This window comes from Jiangella alkaliphila, assembly GCF_900105925.1.
GTDB classification, from domain to species: Bacteria; Actinomycetota; Actinomycetes; order Jiangellales; family Jiangellaceae; genus Jiangella; species Jiangella alkaliphila.
In genome coordinates, this window is sequence record NZ_LT629791.1 from 4,125,331 (window position 1) to 4,140,173 (window position 14,843).

The following is a 14,843-nucleotide window of genomic DNA, read 5'->3' on the forward strand; positions in this document are numbered from 1 at the left end:
CGCCGTCGCGCGGGACCGTCGGTCCATGACCGACATCGAGACGCCGATCGACGCACCGCCGGACCGCCGCGAGCCGTCCGCGTGGGCCGTCGGGTGGACCGTGTTCGCCGCCGTGATGATGGCGATGATCGGGACGTTCCACGCGATCGCCGGCGTGGTGGCGCTGGTGGACGACGACTTCTTCACCCAGGTGCAGGAGTACGTCTTCGACTTCGACCAGACGACGTGGGGCTGGATCCACCTGATCCTCGGCATCGTGCTGGTCATCGCGGGCGCCGCCCTGCTCACCGGGTCCGTCGCGGCCCGTGCGGTGGGCGTGGTGCTCGCGGCGCTGAGCATGCTGGCGGCGTTCGCGTGGCTGCCATACTACCCGATCTGGTCCGTCGTGATCATCGCGGTGGCCGTCAGCGTCGTCTGGGCGCTGACCGTCCACGGCCGCGACATCACCGCCGGGTGACCTGCCGGTCGCGTTCGCCGAGCGTCGCCGCCACGAATGCGGCCCGCGGGTGCTGCACCGACAGCAGCGACACGATGTCGCGCCCGTAGAACAGCGCCGCCACCCAGACGAGGAACACGCGGACCTTGCGCTCCCACGTCGGGACCGCCAGCACGTGGTAGCCGCGGTGCATCAGCCAGCCGAGCAGCCCCTTGATGACGATGCGGCGGTACTGGAAGATGCCCTTGCCCAGGCCGAGCGTCGCGACCGTGCCGAGGCTGTGGTGCACGTATGGCTTCACCTTGCGGCCGCGCAGGTCGGCGACGAGGTTCTTGGCCAGCCGCTTGCCCTGCCGGACGGCGTGCTGCGCGTTCGGGACGACGGTCGCGCCGGGCACGTCCGATGCGAGGTCCGGCACGGCCGCGTTGTCGCCGGCCGCCCATGCGTCCGGCACCGGCGCGTCGTCGGTCCCGACCCGCATGTCGGCGCGGACCCGGAACAGGCCCTGCTCGTTCACCGGCAGATCCGTGTGCCGCGCGATGACCGGGTTGCTCTGGTTTCCGGCGGTCCAGATCAGCAGGTGGTTGTCGTACTCCGAGCCGTCCGAGAGGACGATGTGGCCGTCCGCGGCCGAGACCAGCTTGGTCTCGAGGTGGACGTGGCCGCCGCGCTTCTCCAGGTGCTCGACCACCCAGCGCCCGGGCTTGTCGGTGACCTCGGGGAGGATGCGGTCGCGCACCTCCACCAGGTGGAACGCGAGGTCGTCGAAGCTGAGCTCCGGGTACCGCTTCAGCAGCGCCGTGGCCAGCGACAACAGCTCGCCGAACCCCTCGACGCCGGTGAAGCCGCCGCCGACCACCGTCACCGTCAGCAGCCGCCGCCGCTCCGGCCCGGGCGGCAGCGCGGCCGCTCGCTCGAACGCCGTCAGCAGCCGGTCGCGGATGGCCACGGCCTCCTCGACGTGCTTGAGGCCGATCGCCTCGTCGGCGACGCCCGGGATCGGGAACGTCCGGGTGACCGCGCCCGCCGTCACGACGATGGTGTCGTAGGCCAGTTCGCGGTCCGGGGCGTCCGGGGTCTGGACGGTCGCCGTCCGGTTCGCGTGGTCGATCTTGACGACGCTTCCGGCGATGATGTGGGTGCGGCGCAGGTGCCGCCGCAGCGACACCGCCACGTGCCGGGCCTCGACCGAGCCGGCCGTCACCTCCGGCAGGAACGGCTGGTACGTCATGTACGGCCGCGGGTCGACGATCGTCACGTCCGCCTCGTGTGGGCGCAGCTTCTTCTCCAGCTTCCACGCGGTGTAGAACCCGGCGTACCCGCCGCCGACGATCAGGATCCTGCGCATCGCTGCCTCCTCTTGCTCTCACCCGGACGACGGTGCAGAGGGGTGGTTTCGTGACAGATTCTGGCCCCGATGTGACCGGCGGAACAGCATCTCACCGCAACACGAAGTTGATCTTGGAGTTGTTCGGGTATCCATCGGGCGAATCGGACCACAAAGGCCGAACAACTCCAAGATCAACTTTGTGCTGGGCGGATTGGCGGGATGGGTGAGCGCCTACTGTCGCTCTGGGCACAGCAGGCGCTCACCCATCGACGAGGTGGATGGTTGAGGGATCCGGGTCGCCATGGCAGCCTGAATCGCTCAACCATCCCCCGGCTGCCTCGGCGAATCGAACCGCAACCGTGTCAACACCTGGTCGTGACATACCCGGTCAGCGCGGTGAGGCGCATTCCCGCCTCGCCGCCCGCTCGCCGCTCGCTCGCCGCGATGGTTGGCAGTTTGGTGGGCCTATGACACCACCAAACTGCCAACCATCGGTCGTGTGCCTGCGTCAGGCGTCGACGGTGAAGCCGAACATCATGCCGCTCTCCATGTGCTCGGCGATGTGGCAGTGCGCCATCCAGCGGCCCGGGTTGGTGACGTCGAACAGGATGTCGACGGTCTGGCCGGTGCGGATGAGCACGGTGTCCTTCCACACGAGGTTCGGCTCGGTGGCTCCGTCGCGGGCGAGGACGAGGAACCGGCCGGCGCCGTGCAGATGGAACGGGTGGTGCATCGGGTGGTCCGACTCCAGCTCGTTGACCAGCCGGATCTTCACCCGCTGGCCGACCGTGAAGCGCCAGTCCGGCTCGCCGCCGGTGGCCGGGTCGACGAACCGCCAGCGCATCGTGGCCGGCGTCGTCATGCGGTTGACCTCGACCATGTCGTCCTCCCACTCGATGCCGCCGGAGGTCGTGGGCGCGCCGTGGTCGTGCGCGTGGTCGTCGTGGTGGGCGTGCTCGCTGTGCTCATCGTGGTCGCCGTGCTCGTGCTGGGCCTCGGCGACCGTCGCCGCCGGCAGCAGCTTCATGCGGCAGTGCGGGCAGTGGCCCGGCTCGGCGCTGGTGACCTCGGGATGCATCGGGCACGTGTACGTCACCGGCCCGTCGTGGTGGGCCGCGGGCAGGTTCATCTCGGCGACCAGCGAGAGGACCTCGTCCGGCTCGGCCGCGAGCCAGGGGTCCAGCCCGGCCCGTTCGGCGGCGAGGTCGGCCGCGCCGCGGAGCGTCTCGAACCGCGCCGTACGCTCCGGCGTGGGCGGCTCGCCGCCGACGGTCATCGTCGCCAGGCGCTGCGTGCCGGCGGGGGAGTGGTGCTCGAGCGCGTACTCGCCGGGCGCCGGGAACAGCACGTCGACGACGGCCCGCTCGGACGGCGCGATCAGCACCTCGTCGACGAACTCGTCGTGCTCGACGCGGCCGGAGTCGCCGCCGACCAGCTTCAGCCGCGCGCCCGGGATCCGCACGTTGAACACCCGGGTGTTCGCGGTGTCGACCAGCCAGAACCGCACCACCTCGCCGGCGTCCGCTGTCAGCGCCGCCGGCGCCAGCTCGCCGTTGACCAGGTAGACGTTGCCGAACCGCCCCATCGCCGCGTGCGTCGTCTCGGCCGGGCTGAACGGCGCGATGCGGCCGTCCTCCAGCAGCAGGTCGTCCAGCGTCATGACGATGTCGCGCTGCGCCGGCGGCCAGTAGCCGTCGTCGGCGGGGCGGACGAGGATGGTGCCGTAGAGGCCGAGCTCCTGCGTGTAGTCCTCGCGCAGGTGCGGGTGGTACCAGTACAGCCCGGGGTCGGGGAAGCGCAGCCGGTAGGTGTGCTCGCCGCCGATGGCGATCGGCGCCTGCGTGTCGTACGGGACGCCGTCGCTGCTGTTGTCCAGGCGCAGGCCGTGCCAGTGCACGGTCGTCTCCAGGTCGCCTTGGTTCGTGACGTCGACGGTCAGCTCGCTGCCCTGCCGGACGACGAGCAGGGGGCCGGGGACGGAGCCGTTGTAGGCGAGCATGCGCACGGTGGCGTCGCCGAGCCGCTTCGCGACGGGTGCGACGGCGAGCTCGACGGTGCCGTCGTCGCCGGGCTCTAGCGTGGTGGGCGGGGTGGCCTCGGGCAGGCCGGTCGGGTCGGTCGGGAACGGTGTGGACGCGTGGTGTGCGTGGTGGCCGGAGTGGTCCATGGACCGACGATGGCGGACCTCGGCCCCGTCGTCGAGCCCCGGGCCGCCGGCTGGCCGGAATCCCGGGACGGCCGCGCGGTGTCGCTCAGCGCTCGGGCGGCTCGCGACGCTAGTAGCCGGGTCTGCGTTTCTCGTGGGCGACGGCGAGTACGCAGATCGTGTCGTCGACGAGGAGGTAGACGATCGCATACGGGAACCGCGGCACCGGAGCCTTCCGCGCCGGGATGTCTGCGGCGATGCCTGGCACGGTCGCCGCGGCCTCGGGCCAGTGGCTCACGTGAGCGATGGTGTCGTCGACGGCAGCGAGGAAGTCAGCGCCGAGGCCGTGGCTCTGCCGGTCGTACCAGCGGATCGCGCCCTCGAGCTCGGCCGCGACCTCCGGCTCGATGCGAACCTTGCGAGTCACCGATCGGTGAGGCGAGCTCGGACGGCGCCCCAGTCCTCACCATCGGAACCACCCGACAGTACGCGGCGCGCTCGCCGCTCGATCTCGCGAGCCCAGGAGGCTTCGACAGCCTGTCGATCTGCGTCGTCGGCATCGTCCAGGCTGGCCAGCAGCTCAGCCGCGACGTCGGCACGGTCGCTGCGGGGGAGCGCCAGTGCTGCGCGCAGCAGTTCCTCGGCCTGGCTCGTCATGGCATCAGTCTAAGCAGTGACCCGGCTGCAGGGGCGGCCGAAGCAAGGGGTTGTGGACAATCGCTACCCGTTCAGGGCGACGCCGGATTCGCCGGTCTGGACGAGGAAGGTGAAGGCCTCCTCGAAGTACAGCTGCACCGTGTCGGCGTCGTGCGAGAGGTAGCCGATGGAGAGGTCCTGGGCGAGGTGCAGCTCGTAGTCGCCGCCGCGGGCGGACAGCAGCAGGCCGCCGTCGATGGCGGGGGCGAAGATGATCTCGCCGTCGTGCAGGACGCGGGCGACGTGCTCGCGGATGGGGTAGCCGTGGTCGGTGGTCTCCTCGACGGCGGTGTAGACGTCGGCCGAGAGCAGCAGGCTGTACGGGCCGCCGACGCCGGCGAGGCGGAGGGTGGTGAGGGCCTGGGCGGCGACGTCAGGGAGGTCGCGGATGTCGGTGGGCAGGGCGATCGCCGCGTTGGTGGTGCCGGCCACGACGCCCTCGATGCCGGCCGCCGCGAAGCCGGCGACGATGGCGCGGTCCTCGGCGTAGGCGATGCGCTTGGCCGCGTCCTTCACCGGCTGCCAGTCGGCGTCCTTCGCGCCGCGCTCGACGTCGTCGACGGCCTGGCGGTCGACGGTGAACGGGACGCGCAGCTCGACCACCGGCTTGACCTCGCGGCTGCGCGCCAGCACGCCGTCGCTCGGGCCGTCCAGCGCGCGCAGATGACCGGTGCCGACCGCGTGCAGGACGTCGTCGCCCGGCCCGATGACGTCGACGACGCGGCGGGCGGCGACGTACTGGACGAACGTGCGGCGCGCCTCGGCCTCGATGTCGGCCCAGGCGGCCGCCGAGACGGGTGCGAGTTCGCGGTGCAGGTTGTTCATGAGGCGTCGCTCCTCCTGAGACTGCCGACGTTCAGACTGGCGTCGGTCGCGGGCGTCGGGCTCGGTGGGTCGGCGAGGCCGTCGAGCGCATCGACCGTGGGCACGTAGAACAGGCCGCCGGTGACCGCGACGGAGAAGTTGAGGATGCGGTCGTAGTTGCCGGGCGGCCGGCCGACGAACATGTTCACCAGCATCTGCTCGGTGACGTCGGGGTGGGCGGCGTAGCCGACGAAGTACGTGCCGAACTCGCCGGCGCCGGGCCGCCCGAACGGCATGTTGTCGCGCAGGATCTCGCGCTCCTCGCCGTCGTCGTCGGTGATCGTGGTCAGCGCGACGTGCGAGTTGGCCGGCTGCTCGGCGTCGGACAGCTCGACGTCGGACAACTTGCGGCGGCCGATGACACGCTCCTGCTCCTCGGTCGGCAGCGCGTTCCAGGCGTCCATGTCGTGCAGGTACTTCTGGACGATGACGTAGCTGGCGCCCTCGAAGCCCGGCTCGTCGGAGAGGACGGCGGCCGCGGCCCCGGCGCCGGTCGGGTTCTCCGTCCCGTCGACGAAGCCCAGCAGGTCGCGCTGGTCGAAGTAGCGGAACCCCTGCACTTCGTCGACGACGGTGACGGCGCCGGCCAGCCGCCCGCTGATCAGCGTCGCCAGCTCGAAGCACAGGTCCATGCGCCGCGCCCGCAGGTGGAACAGCAGGTCACCGGGGGTCGCGACGGCGGTGTGCTTGCGGCCGGCGATCTCCCGGAACGGGTGCAGCCCGGACGGCGCATCGCCGCCGACCACCCGCGGCCACGCACCGGCGCCGATGCCCGCGACGCAGGTCAGGCTGTCTTCGAGGCTGCGGAAGCCGACCGCCCGGGTCAGCCCCGAGAGGTCGGCCAGCAGCTCGCGCGCGACGTCCTCGCCACCCTCGTCGACCGTGACGACGAGGAAGATCGCGGCCTCGGTCAACGGCACCAGCACGGACTGTGGAGTCGCGGCTTCGGTCACCGACGCATTATCCCCCGTGGCTCACCAGCGCTGCAGCCCGATGGTGTACGCGTCCTCCGCCTGGTCGATCTGGACGACCGGGGTGGCCAGCTCGCACGCACCTTCGAAGTCGCATCGGACCAGCGCCGCCTGCCGCTCGGCGTCGTCGACGATGCGCACGTTGATGAGGACGTGCTCCTCGTCTTCGAAGGTGAAGTCCCAGATGAACGAGCCGGTGTAGGTGTGGACCAGCTCGCCGGTGCGGGCGTCGACCACGACGACCGCCTCCATGCCCTCGCCGTCCCACGGTGGCGACCCGACGAGATACCGTCCGTCAGGGCTGAAGTGGGGGAAGAAGGAGTACTCGCAGGTACCCCAGAGCCGCTGGTCGGCGTCGGCTTCGTACACCGCCGAGCAAGCCTCCGTCTCGTCGAACTCGGTGTACCCGACGACCAGTCCGGCGGACTCCGACACCGCACTGACACTCAGGAGATCCCACGGCGGCGTCGTCGGCGGCGTGTCGCCGCCGGCTGACGGACCGAAGTCGTCGACCCGGACGCCCGCCGTCTCGTACTCGGTCACGACGTTCGACACCAGACGGTAGTCGCCGAGGAAGCCGATCGGGTGGAGCGTTTGACCGGCCGGCACGTCCCGGCTGCCCGGCCCGGTGCCGCCGCCGTCGGCCTGCGCGGCCTGGATCGTGCCGGCGTCCTGGTCGTAGTAGGCGACCAGAGCACTGTCCGAGGACATCACGATGCCGGCCCCGGCGCGGGTGGCGGTCACGGTGCCGGTGGCGTCCAGGTCGGCGACCTCCGCAAAGTCGGTGGCCAGAAAGCCGTTGGGGAGCTCCAGCACGTTCTGGAAGGGCTCGAAGGCTTGCGTACTCGGGAGCTGCACCGAGCGGCCGTCGGCGCGATGGAAGGTCGTACCCTCCATCCAGCCGATGGCCGGGGGCGCACCGGTGGGCAGGCCGTCCAGCACCAGCTCGGTCGTCCCGCCACGACCCGGCGTTTCGAGCCCGGTGTCGTCAGGCGGCTCGCCCGGCGGTGACTGGGTCTCGGTCGTCGACGGCTCCTCCGGCAACGACGTGTCGGGGCCGGGATCGGGCACCTCGATGCTTTCCGTCTCAGACGTGGTCGGACGGTCCACCGGCGGGGCGGACGTTTGCGGAACGCTGCGCAGGGACAGCGCCGCCGGGACGGCGATGGCCAGGGCGACCGCGGTCACGCCGGCGACGGCGACCGCGCGACGGCGGCGGACGACGCGGGCCTTGCGGCGGGCGCGGGCGGCGAGGTCGTCAGTGCCGAGCACCTCGCCGGAGCGCCGGCGGAGCTCCGCTGCCAGCGTGTTCTCGAGATCGTCGAACTCGTTCATCGGTCGTTCCCCCTTCGCTCCTGGAGCCGCTTCCGCAAGGTCGCCAGCGCCCGGCTGGTCTGCGACTTCACCGTGCCCACCGAACAGCCGAGGGTGGCGGCGACGTCCTGTTCGCTCATGTCCTCGTAGAACCGGAGGACGACGGCGGCCCGCTGCCGCGGCGGCAGTCCCTGGACTACCGTCCACAGCGCGTCGCGCTCGGCGAGGGCGTGGCCGAAGTCCGCGGCGACCGGCCGCTCGGGGACGTTGTCGGTGGTGGTCTCGGCCCGCCGCCACGCCCGTCGCCACCAGCTGGAGTGCTCGTTGATCATGATCCGTTTCGCGTACGCGTCGACGGAGCCGGCCCGCTCCAGCCGGTTCCAGGCCAGGTAGAGCTTGGCCAGCGCGGTCTGCACGAGATCCTCCGCCGCATGCTGCTCGCCGGTGAGCAGGTAGGCGAGGCGCAGCAGGGCCGCCTGCCGCACCTCGACGTACTGCTCGAAGGCACTGTCCCGATCCATCGCGACGACTGTCGCATCAGCGTCGATGTCCATCACACCCCCTCGGTTCATCCCTGAAGACGCGAGTGGGCGACGCCGAGTTGCATCGAGGGTCAGCGCACCACCAGATCGGCGAAGATCTCCACCACCTCAGGCAGGTGCGGCGGCCCGACGTGCGGGGCGGCGACGCTGTGCACGTCGGTCGGGTTGTCCGGGGTGAGGCGGTCGGCCTCGGCGATGAACCGGTCCTGGAGCGCCGGCGGGATCAGCCGGTCCGCGGTGAACCGGACGTACGTCCGCGGGATCCGGCCCCACCCCGCGGCTCTGACCCGGATCTCCGCCGCCGGGATCGCGACCGGCTCGTCCGGCTGGAACTGGCTGAGCAGCCGGGTCGTCTCGGCGTCGGTGAAGCCGCCGGCCAGGCACTCGCGGATGCCGTGGATCAGCTCCGGGTCGGCCGTCCGCCAGTTCACGCGCGCCACCCCCAGCGACGCCGGGTCGCCGGCGACCGCCGCGGTGACCAGGCCGACCAGGCTGTCCGCGTTCTCCGGCGTCGCGAAGTAGGCGGCCATGCTGGGAAGCTCCACGGGGCAGTAGGCGGCGACGTAGACGACGCGGTCGAGCAGCTCCGGGACCTCCTCACCGACCCGGCTGACGGTGACGCCGCCCTGGCTGGCGCCGGCCAGGACGACCGGGCCGTACTCGCGCGCCCGGCGCACGGCGTCGACGACGCGCGCGACGTAGTCGTCCAGGGTGTAGCCGGCCAGCGGTGACGGCTCGGTGGCCAGCGCCGCGAGGTCCTGCGGCGCCTGGTAGGACCGCGGGAAGAACCCGTCGATGCCGTGGCCGGGCAGGTCGACGGCCATCGCGCGGTGGCCGCGCAGCGCCAGCTCGCCGATCAGCCCGGACCAGCTGTGCGCAGCCGAGTGGGTGCCGTGGACGAAGATCAGGGTGGGCGTGGTCATGGGCGGGTGCTCCTCTGCTGGGTGGGAAGGGACGGGGTCCGGGCGGTCGCCGGGCGCCACATCGGAGACAGAGGCGGGCCGCCGGCCACCTGGACCGGCGGGCCGAAGTCCTCGAACCCGTGCCGCAGGTAGAGGGCGCGGCTGCGAGGCGAGGCCGCCTCCAGATAGGCGCCGACGCCGTCGTAGGCGGCCCGCAGCAGCCGGTGCCGCAGCAGCGCCGAGCCGAGCCCGGCACCGCGCCGGCGGGCGACGACCCCCATGACCGGCAGGTAGAGGTGCGGCCGGTCGGACGGGTGCCGCTCGGCCAGGGCCGCGCCGACGGCCGACAGCAGGTCGCCGCCCGCCGAACCACTCGCCGAACCGCTCGCCGAAGTGCCCGGTCCGTCACCATCCGAGGCGATCCACACCGCGGCGCCGTCGCGGCCGGACAGGTAGGCCTCGGCGGCGGGGTGGGCGAGCAGTGACCGGTAGTACCCGGCCTGCCGGTCGGCCCGGCCGGTCGGCTCCGGGAAGAGCCACTCGACGAACGGGTCGTCGCGGAACGCCTCGATGAGGACGTCGGCCACGACCTCGTGATCATCGGCACCAATCCGGCGAATCGGTGCGTACGTTGTATCAGTTCGCATGCTGCCAGCCTAGGAACGTGCCGACCACGAACGTGCAGCTAACGGTCGTGAAGTGTCCTGACCGCCGGGCAACCGAACTAGTACACTCGACGTCATGCCAACGCCCGAGCCGCCGTACCGGCGCATCGCCGCCGAGCTGCGGGCCGGCATCCTGGCCGGCGAGCTGCGGCCGGGGGAGCGGCTGCCGTCGGTCCGGCAGATCGCCCAGCGGTGGGGCGTCGCGGCCGCCACCGCCACGCGGGTCATGGCGACGCTGCGCGACGAGGGCCTGGCCGAGACCCGGGTCGGCTCCGGCGCCGTCGTCGCCCGCGGCGCCCGCCCGGCCGTGTCGGCGCGAACGCCCACCCGCCGGACCGGCCCGCTCCCGCCAACGCTGACCCGGGCGCACCTCCTGCGCGCCGCCGTCGCCATCGCCGACCGCGAGGGTCTCGACGCCGTGACGATGCGCCGTGTGGCCGCCGACCTCGGCGTCGGCCCGATGTCGCTGTACCGGCATGTCGCGACGAAGGACGAGCTGGTGCACCACATGGTCGACGACGTCGTCCGCGCGGCCGAACTGCCCGACCCGGGGCCGGACGGCTGGCGGCCCAAGCTCGAGCTGGTGGCGCGGCGGCAGTGGGCGCTGTGCCGCCGGCACCTGTGGCTGCCGCGGGCCATCTCGTTCACCCGCCCGCTGCTCATACCGGGCCTCGCGGCCTACACGGAATGGACGCTGCGCGCACTCGACGGGCTCGGGCTCTCGCCGCGGACGCGGCTGCGCGAGGCGCTGACGCTGCACGCGCTGGTCATCAACGTCGGCGCGTCGCTGGCAGACGAGATCGAGGCCGAGCACGAGACCGGCGTGACGCTGGACCGCTGGCGGCAGGCGCAACAGCAGCGCACCGGCGAGCTGCTCGACGGACGGTTCCCGCTGCTGGCGGCCGCGCCGGTCGACGTCGCGCCGGACCTCGACGGGCTGTTCGAGTACGGTCTGGCCCGCCATCTCGACGGCTTCGCCGTCCTGCTCGAGCAGCCGCGACATTAGAGACCGCATCGCGGGCAATCCATCGGGGGCCGTGTGACGTATTACCGCGCGCCCTAGCGAACACCCATCGTCCTTGGGGAGATGCAATGTCCGCTACACCCCGCCAGCTCGTCCGCAGACTGCGGGTCGCCCTCGTGCTGCCGCTCGTCCTGGTCGCCACCGTGGCGACCACGGCCGCGGCGCAGTCCGACAGCGACGACCGCGACCGAGACCACCGAGACCGCCCCCTACCCGTATCCCAGCTCCAGGTCGGCAGCGAGGTCGTCGCGACGACCGGGCTCCGGCTCGCCGCGATCGGCACGCCCGACGACGACAGCGGGCGGCTGTTCATCGTCGACAAGGCCGGCCGGATCATGGTGTTCCACCCGGACACCGGCGTCGTCGACCCGCAGCCGCTGCTCGACCTCACCAGCCGGGTCAGCACCGCCGGCAACGAGCGCGGCCTGCTCGGCGTGGCGCCGTCGCCGGACTTCGAGCGCACGCACACGCTGTTCGTCTCCTACACGGCACTCGGCACCGGCGTCGAGAACGGCGCCCTGACGGTGTCGCGGTTCGTGCTCGACAGCGCCGACCAGGCCGTCGTCGACCCCGCCACCGAGGAGCGGGTGCTCCGTCAGCAGCACAACCTCAACGGCAATCACAACGGCGGCGACCTGATGTTCGGTCCCGACGGCTACCTGTACTGGAGCACCGGCGACGGCGGCAGCGCGGACGACCCGCTGTACGGCGCGCAGAACCTCAGCAACCTGCTGGGCAAGATCGTCCGGATCGACGCCATGCGCGAGTGCGACGGCCGGCTCTACTGCATCCCGCGCGACAACCCGTTCGCCCGCAGCTCGATCGGCCGGCCGGAGATCTGGGCCTACGGCCTGCGCAACCCGTGGCGGTTCTCCATCGACCAGCAAAGCGACTCGATTTGGATCGGCGACGTCGGCCAGAACCGCTGGGAAGAGGTCAACCACGTCTCCATCGACGACGACGACCAGCCCCGCGACGGCTGGAACTTCGGCTGGTCCTGCCGTGAGGGCGACGACATCCACCGTCAGCCCGCGAACGCCGGGGAGGGCCCCGACCCGTTCATCGACATCCGCTGCAACCCGCGTGCCGACTATGAGGACCCGGTCTTCACCTACGGCCTGGCCGACAACGACCGGTGCGCCGTGATGGGCGGCTTCGTGTACCGCGGCGAGGAGTTCGAGGACATCGCCGACGGCACCTACGTGGCGGCCGACTACTGCACGGGCCAGGCGTTCGGCATCCAGCAGGACCGCCGCGGCCGGCACGTCGCCAACGACGCGATCGGCATGCTGCCGCCGCGGATCACGTCGTTCGGCGCGGACGACGAGGGCGAGGTCTACTTCGTCACCGACACGGTGGCGCCGGGCCTCGGCGAGATCCACCGTCTGACGTTCGCGGCGGCGACAGCCCCCTGAGGGCAACGGGGGATCGGCGTCGCAGGGCGGCGCCGATCCCTCACCCGTCGCCGTGGACCCATTCCGGACCGGCGCCGCCGCTCACCGTCAGGTGACCGGCGGTCGCCGGGCCGAGGCGGTGGTGGCGCGGCGTGATGCCGCGCACGCGCTTGAAGGCGACGCTGAGCGCGAAGGCGTTCGCGTAGCCGACCCGCCGCGCGATGGTGTCGATGGTGGCGTCGGTCTGGCGCAGCAGGTCGGCGGCCAGCGTGAGCCGCCAGCCGGTGACGTACGCCATCGGCGGCACACCGACCAGCTCGGAGAAGCGGCGGGCGAAGGCGGCCCGGGAGGCGCCGGCGCGCGCCGCCAGTTCGGCGATGGTCCAGGGGTGTGCGGGGTCGTCGTGGACGAGCCGCAGCACCGGGCCGACGACGGGGTCGCCGAGGGCGCGGTACCAGCCCGGCGCCTCGGCCTCGGGGCGGGCGAACCAGGCGCGCAGGGTCGCGATCAGTGCGAGGTCGAGCAGCCGGTCGAGCACCACCTGCTGGCCGGGCTGGTTGCGCTGGAGCTCGGCGGCGAGCAGGTCGAGGACGGGCGCGACGTCGGCATGACGGGGGACGTGCACCACCTCGGGTAGCGCCGCCAGCAGCCGCGCCCCGATGTCGCCGCTGACCTGGTAGGTGCCGCTGGCGAGGACGGTCGCGCCGTCGGGTTCGGGTCCGCCGGGGCGCCCGCCCAGGACGTCGGCGGCGAGGTCGGCGCCGTCCGTGGTGCGCAGCCGGCCGCCGGCCAGCACCTCGATCGTCGGCGCCGTGCCCGGGTCGTCGCCGACGGTGTACGGGTGCGGGCCGCGGACCACGGCGACCTCGCCGGGACGGATCGGCACCGGCGCCGCGGCGTCGGGCACCACCCACGCCTGCCCGCGCAGCACGGTCACCAGGGCGAGGGCCGAGCCGTCGGCGATGCGCAGCGCCCACGGGGGCTCCAGCACCGCCCGGCAGAACTCCGCCGAGCGCGCACGGACGCCGTCGAGCACGTCAGCGAGCGCATCCATGACCCATGACCCTAGACGATGAGACATGGAATCGACCAGACCAGATATGGATCGTCTCGCTCGTCCCGGCTCTACTGGAGTGCATCGGAACCCGACAGAAGGAGAGACCGATGTACGCCATCACCGGGATCACCGGGCACGTCGGCGGCGCCGCCGCCAACACGCTGCTCGCCCAGGGGGACCAGATCAGGGCCGTGGTCCGCAGCGCGGCCAAGGGCCGGCCGTGGTCGCGCCGCGGGGCCGACGTCGCCGTCGCGGACCTCGCCGACCCGGCCGCGCTGGCCGACGCGATCGCCGGCTGCCGCGGCGCCTTCGTCATGCTGCCGACCGACCTCGCCGGCACGGACGAGAGCCACCGGCGGCTGGCCGACTCGATCGTCGAAGGCGTCGCCCGCAGCGGTGTCCTGCACGTCGTCATGCTGTCGTCGGTCGGCGCCGACCTGCCCGAGGGCACCGGGCCGGTGCGCTGGCTGCATCAGCTCGAGAACGGCCTGCGCGACACCGGCGTGGTGGTGACGGCGATCCGCTCGGCACACTTCCAGGAGAAGGTCGTGGACGTGCTTCCCGCCGTCACCGGCAGCGGCACCTTCCCGGTATTCGGGTCCGCCGACGTCGAGATCCCGATGGTCGCCACCCGCGACGTCGGCGCCGCCGTCGCCGCGGCGCTCGAGCACCCGCCGCTCGCCTCCGAGATCGTCGACCTGGACCCGCCCGCCTACACCGAGCGGCAGGTCGCCGCGGCGCTGGCCGCGGTTCTGGACCGGCCGGTCGAGGTGGTCACCGTGCCGCGTCCGGCCTGGCCGGACGCCCTGCGCGACGCCGGCGTGCCGGCCGCACTGGCCGCCGAGCTGATCGAGCTCTACGAGGCCACGGACCAGGGCCTGCTGCGGCCGCGCGGTGGTGGCCGGCGGCTGCCCTGCACGACGCCGATCGAGGCGACGCTTCGGGAGCTGGTGGCGCCCCGTAGGGTGGGCGCGTGAGTTCTGCGTATCGCTGGTTCCGTGTCGCCGCCATCGCCGAGGGCATCTCCTGGGCCGGCCTGCTGGCCGGCATGTTCTTCAAGTATGTCGTCGTCGAGAACGAGATCGGCGTGCAGATCTTCGGCCCGATCCACGGTGGCATCTTCCTCGTCTACCTCGTCACCGTGCTGGCCGCCTGGCGGGCCGAGCGCTGGACCTTCACGACGACGATCCTGGGCCTCGCCTCGGCCATCCCGCCGTTCATGACGGTCTGGTTCGAGCGCCGCGTCGTACGCGAGCGAGCCGCCGCGGTGTCTGATACCTCTGCCGCGGTCGGCGCGGCCTGAGCACTGTAGTGAGTGAGTCCGCTCGAGATCCCGTGATCATCAACCGTTGGCGCCATCATGGCGTCGCCAGCAGCCGTTGATCATGGAGAAAGTCGGGGTTTGGAGCGCCGGAGACCCTCGTTTCTCCATGATCAACAGTGAGGGGGCCTGTCGGCGGGCCACCACTCGACCCACGGCGTGGGCGGACGCGGCCGGCACG

16 protein-coding genes are annotated in these 14,843 nt (G+C 72.2%); 5 read left to right on the forward strand and 11 right to left on the reverse strand.

Annotated features, from left to right (window positions below):
- Positions 1-25 precede the first annotated feature (25 nt).
- The gene (locus tag BLV05_RS18820; RefSeq protein ID WP_052762849.1) at positions 26-457 is read left to right on the forward strand and encodes a DUF7144 family membrane protein; all 432 of its coding nucleotides are present in this window, start codon (positions 26-28) and stop codon (positions 455-457) included.
- Here the strand turns inward: BLV05_RS18820 and BLV05_RS18825 are convergent.
- The 10 genes from BLV05_RS18825 to BLV05_RS18870 form a co-directional block, all read right to left on the reverse strand.
- Positions 444-1,784 carry an NAD(P)/FAD-dependent oxidoreductase gene (locus BLV05_RS18825; protein WP_046770958.1) on the reverse strand — a complete coding sequence of 447 codons (1,341 nt, stop codon included), beginning with the start codon at positions 1,782-1,784 and terminating at the stop codon, positions 444-446. The genes BLV05_RS18820 and BLV05_RS18825 overlap by 14 nt on opposite strands.
- Before the next feature lie 490 nt (positions 1,785-2,274).
- Positions 2,275-3,933, reverse strand: a complete 1,659-nt coding sequence (locus BLV05_RS18830; RefSeq protein ID WP_052762827.1) for a multicopper oxidase domain-containing protein — start codon at positions 3,931-3,933, stop codon at positions 2,275-2,277.
- A 109-nt stretch (positions 3,934-4,042) separates the two neighbouring features.
- On the reverse strand, positions 4,043-4,339 hold the full coding sequence (locus BLV05_RS18835) for a type II toxin-antitoxin system RelE/ParE family toxin (RefSeq protein ID WP_046770959.1): 297 nt from the start codon (positions 4,337-4,339) through the stop codon (positions 4,043-4,045).
- Positions 4,336-4,569, reverse strand: coding sequence for an addiction module protein (locus tag BLV05_RS18840; protein WP_046770960.1), 234 nt, complete (start codon positions 4,567-4,569; stop codon positions 4,336-4,338). Before BLV05_RS18840 ends, BLV05_RS18835 begins: the two co-directional genes overlap by 4 nt.
- A gap of 63 nt (positions 4,570-4,632) precedes the next feature.
- Positions 4,633-5,433: a family 1 encapsulin nanocompartment shell protein gene (locus BLV05_RS18845; protein WP_046770961.1), complete on the reverse strand. Its 801-nt coding sequence runs from the start codon at positions 5,431-5,433 to the stop codon at positions 4,633-4,635.
- Positions 5,430-6,425 (reverse strand): Dyp-type peroxidase, encoded by a 996-nt coding sequence (locus BLV05_RS18850; protein WP_046770962.1) that lies wholly within the window; start codon positions 6,423-6,425, stop codon positions 5,430-5,432. Before BLV05_RS18850 ends, BLV05_RS18845 begins: the two co-directional genes overlap by 4 nt.
- A gap of 21 nt (positions 6,426-6,446) precedes the next feature.
- Entirely contained in the window at positions 6,447-7,778 is a 1,332-nt protein-coding gene (locus BLV05_RS18855; protein WP_046770963.1) for a WD40 repeat domain-containing protein, read from the reverse strand.
- Positions 7,775-8,278 (reverse strand): SigE family RNA polymerase sigma factor, encoded by a 504-nt coding sequence (locus tag BLV05_RS18860; RefSeq protein WP_046771031.1) that lies wholly within the window; start codon positions 8,276-8,278, stop codon positions 7,775-7,777. Before BLV05_RS18860 ends, BLV05_RS18855 begins: the two co-directional genes overlap by 4 nt.
- Before the next feature lie 92 nt (positions 8,279-8,370).
- Complete coding sequence (locus BLV05_RS18865) at positions 8,371-9,222, reverse strand: alpha/beta fold hydrolase (RefSeq protein WP_046770964.1); 852 nt, start codon at positions 9,220-9,222, stop codon at positions 8,371-8,373.
- The gene (locus BLV05_RS18870) at positions 9,219-9,788 is read right to left on the reverse strand and encodes a GNAT family N-acetyltransferase (RefSeq protein WP_052762828.1); all 570 of its coding nucleotides are present in this window, start codon (positions 9,786-9,788) and stop codon (positions 9,219-9,221) included. The genes BLV05_RS18865 and BLV05_RS18870 overlap by 4 nt, the downstream gene beginning before the upstream one ends.
- A 154-nt stretch (positions 9,789-9,942) precedes the next feature.
- On the opposite strand from BLV05_RS18870, the gene BLV05_RS18875 reads away from it, so the two are divergent.
- A complete protein-coding gene (locus BLV05_RS18875; RefSeq protein WP_046770965.1) occupies positions 9,943-10,872 on the forward strand; it encodes a GntR family transcriptional regulator in 930 nt (309 codons plus the stop codon).
- 86 nt (positions 10,873-10,958) lie between these two features.
- On the forward strand, positions 10,959-12,305 hold the full coding sequence (locus tag BLV05_RS18880) for a PQQ-dependent sugar dehydrogenase (RefSeq protein WP_046770966.1): 1,347 nt from the start codon (positions 10,959-10,961) through the stop codon (positions 12,303-12,305).
- A gap of 40 nt (positions 12,306-12,345) precedes the next feature.
- Here BLV05_RS18880 and BLV05_RS18885 read toward each other — a convergent pair whose 3' ends face one another.
- Positions 12,346-13,338: an AraC family transcriptional regulator gene (locus BLV05_RS18885; protein ID WP_046770967.1), complete on the reverse strand. Its 993-nt coding sequence runs from the start codon at positions 13,336-13,338 to the stop codon at positions 12,346-12,348.
- Positions 13,339-13,448: 110 nt separating this feature from the next.
- Between BLV05_RS18885 and BLV05_RS18890 the strand changes: the two genes are divergently transcribed.
- Together BLV05_RS18890 and BLV05_RS18895 are read left to right on the forward strand one after the other, a co-directional pair.
- On the forward strand, positions 13,449-14,318 hold the full coding sequence (locus tag BLV05_RS18890) for an NmrA family NAD(P)-binding protein (RefSeq protein WP_046770968.1): 870 nt from the start codon (positions 13,449-13,451) through the stop codon (positions 14,316-14,318).
- Entirely contained in the window at positions 14,315-14,644 is a 330-nt protein-coding gene (locus BLV05_RS18895; protein WP_046770969.1) for a DUF3817 domain-containing protein, read from the forward strand. Before BLV05_RS18890 ends, BLV05_RS18895 begins: the two co-directional genes overlap by 4 nt.
- Positions 14,645-14,843 lie beyond the last annotated feature (199 nt).

Coding starts and splice junctions, on each gene's coding strand:
- BLV05_RS18820 (WP_052762849.1), top strand. CDS start 26: ATGACCGACATCGAGACGCCGATCGACGCACCGCCGGACCGCCGCGAG.
- BLV05_RS18890 (WP_046770968.1), top strand. CDS start 13,449: ATGTACGCCATCACCGGGATCACCGGGCACGTCGGCGGCGCCGCCGCC.
- BLV05_RS18830 (WP_052762827.1), bottom strand. CDS start 3,933: ATGGACCACTCCGGCCACCACGCACACCACGCGTCCACACCGTTCCCG.
- BLV05_RS18845 (WP_046770961.1), bottom strand. CDS start 5,433: ATGAACAACCTGCACCGCGAACTCGCACCCGTCTCGGCGGCCGCCTGG.
- BLV05_RS18855 (WP_046770963.1), bottom strand. CDS start 7,778: ATGAACGAGTTCGACGATCTCGAGAACACGCTGGCAGCGGAGCTCCGC.
- BLV05_RS18880 (WP_046770966.1), top strand. CDS start 10,959: ATGTCCGCTACACCCCGCCAGCTCGTCCGCAGACTGCGGGTCGCCCTC.
- BLV05_RS18860 (WP_046771031.1), bottom strand. CDS start 8,278: ATGGATCGGGACAGTGCCTTCGAGCAGTACGTCGAGGTGCGGCAGGCG.
- BLV05_RS18885 (WP_046770967.1), bottom strand. CDS start 13,338: ATGGATGCGCTCGCTGACGTGCTCGACGGCGTCCGTGCGCGCTCGGCG.
- BLV05_RS18825 (WP_046770958.1), bottom strand. CDS start 1,784: ATGCGCAGGATCCTGATCGTCGGCGGCGGGTACGCCGGGTTCTACACC.
- BLV05_RS18840 (WP_046770960.1), bottom strand. CDS start 4,569: ATGACGAGCCAGGCCGAGGAACTGCTGCGCGCAGCACTGGCGCTCCCC.
- BLV05_RS18865 (WP_046770964.1), bottom strand. CDS start 9,222: ATGACCACGCCCACCCTGATCTTCGTCCACGGCACCCACTCGGCTGCG.
- BLV05_RS18875 (WP_046770965.1), top strand. CDS start 9,943: ATGCCAACGCCCGAGCCGCCGTACCGGCGCATCGCCGCCGAGCTGCGG.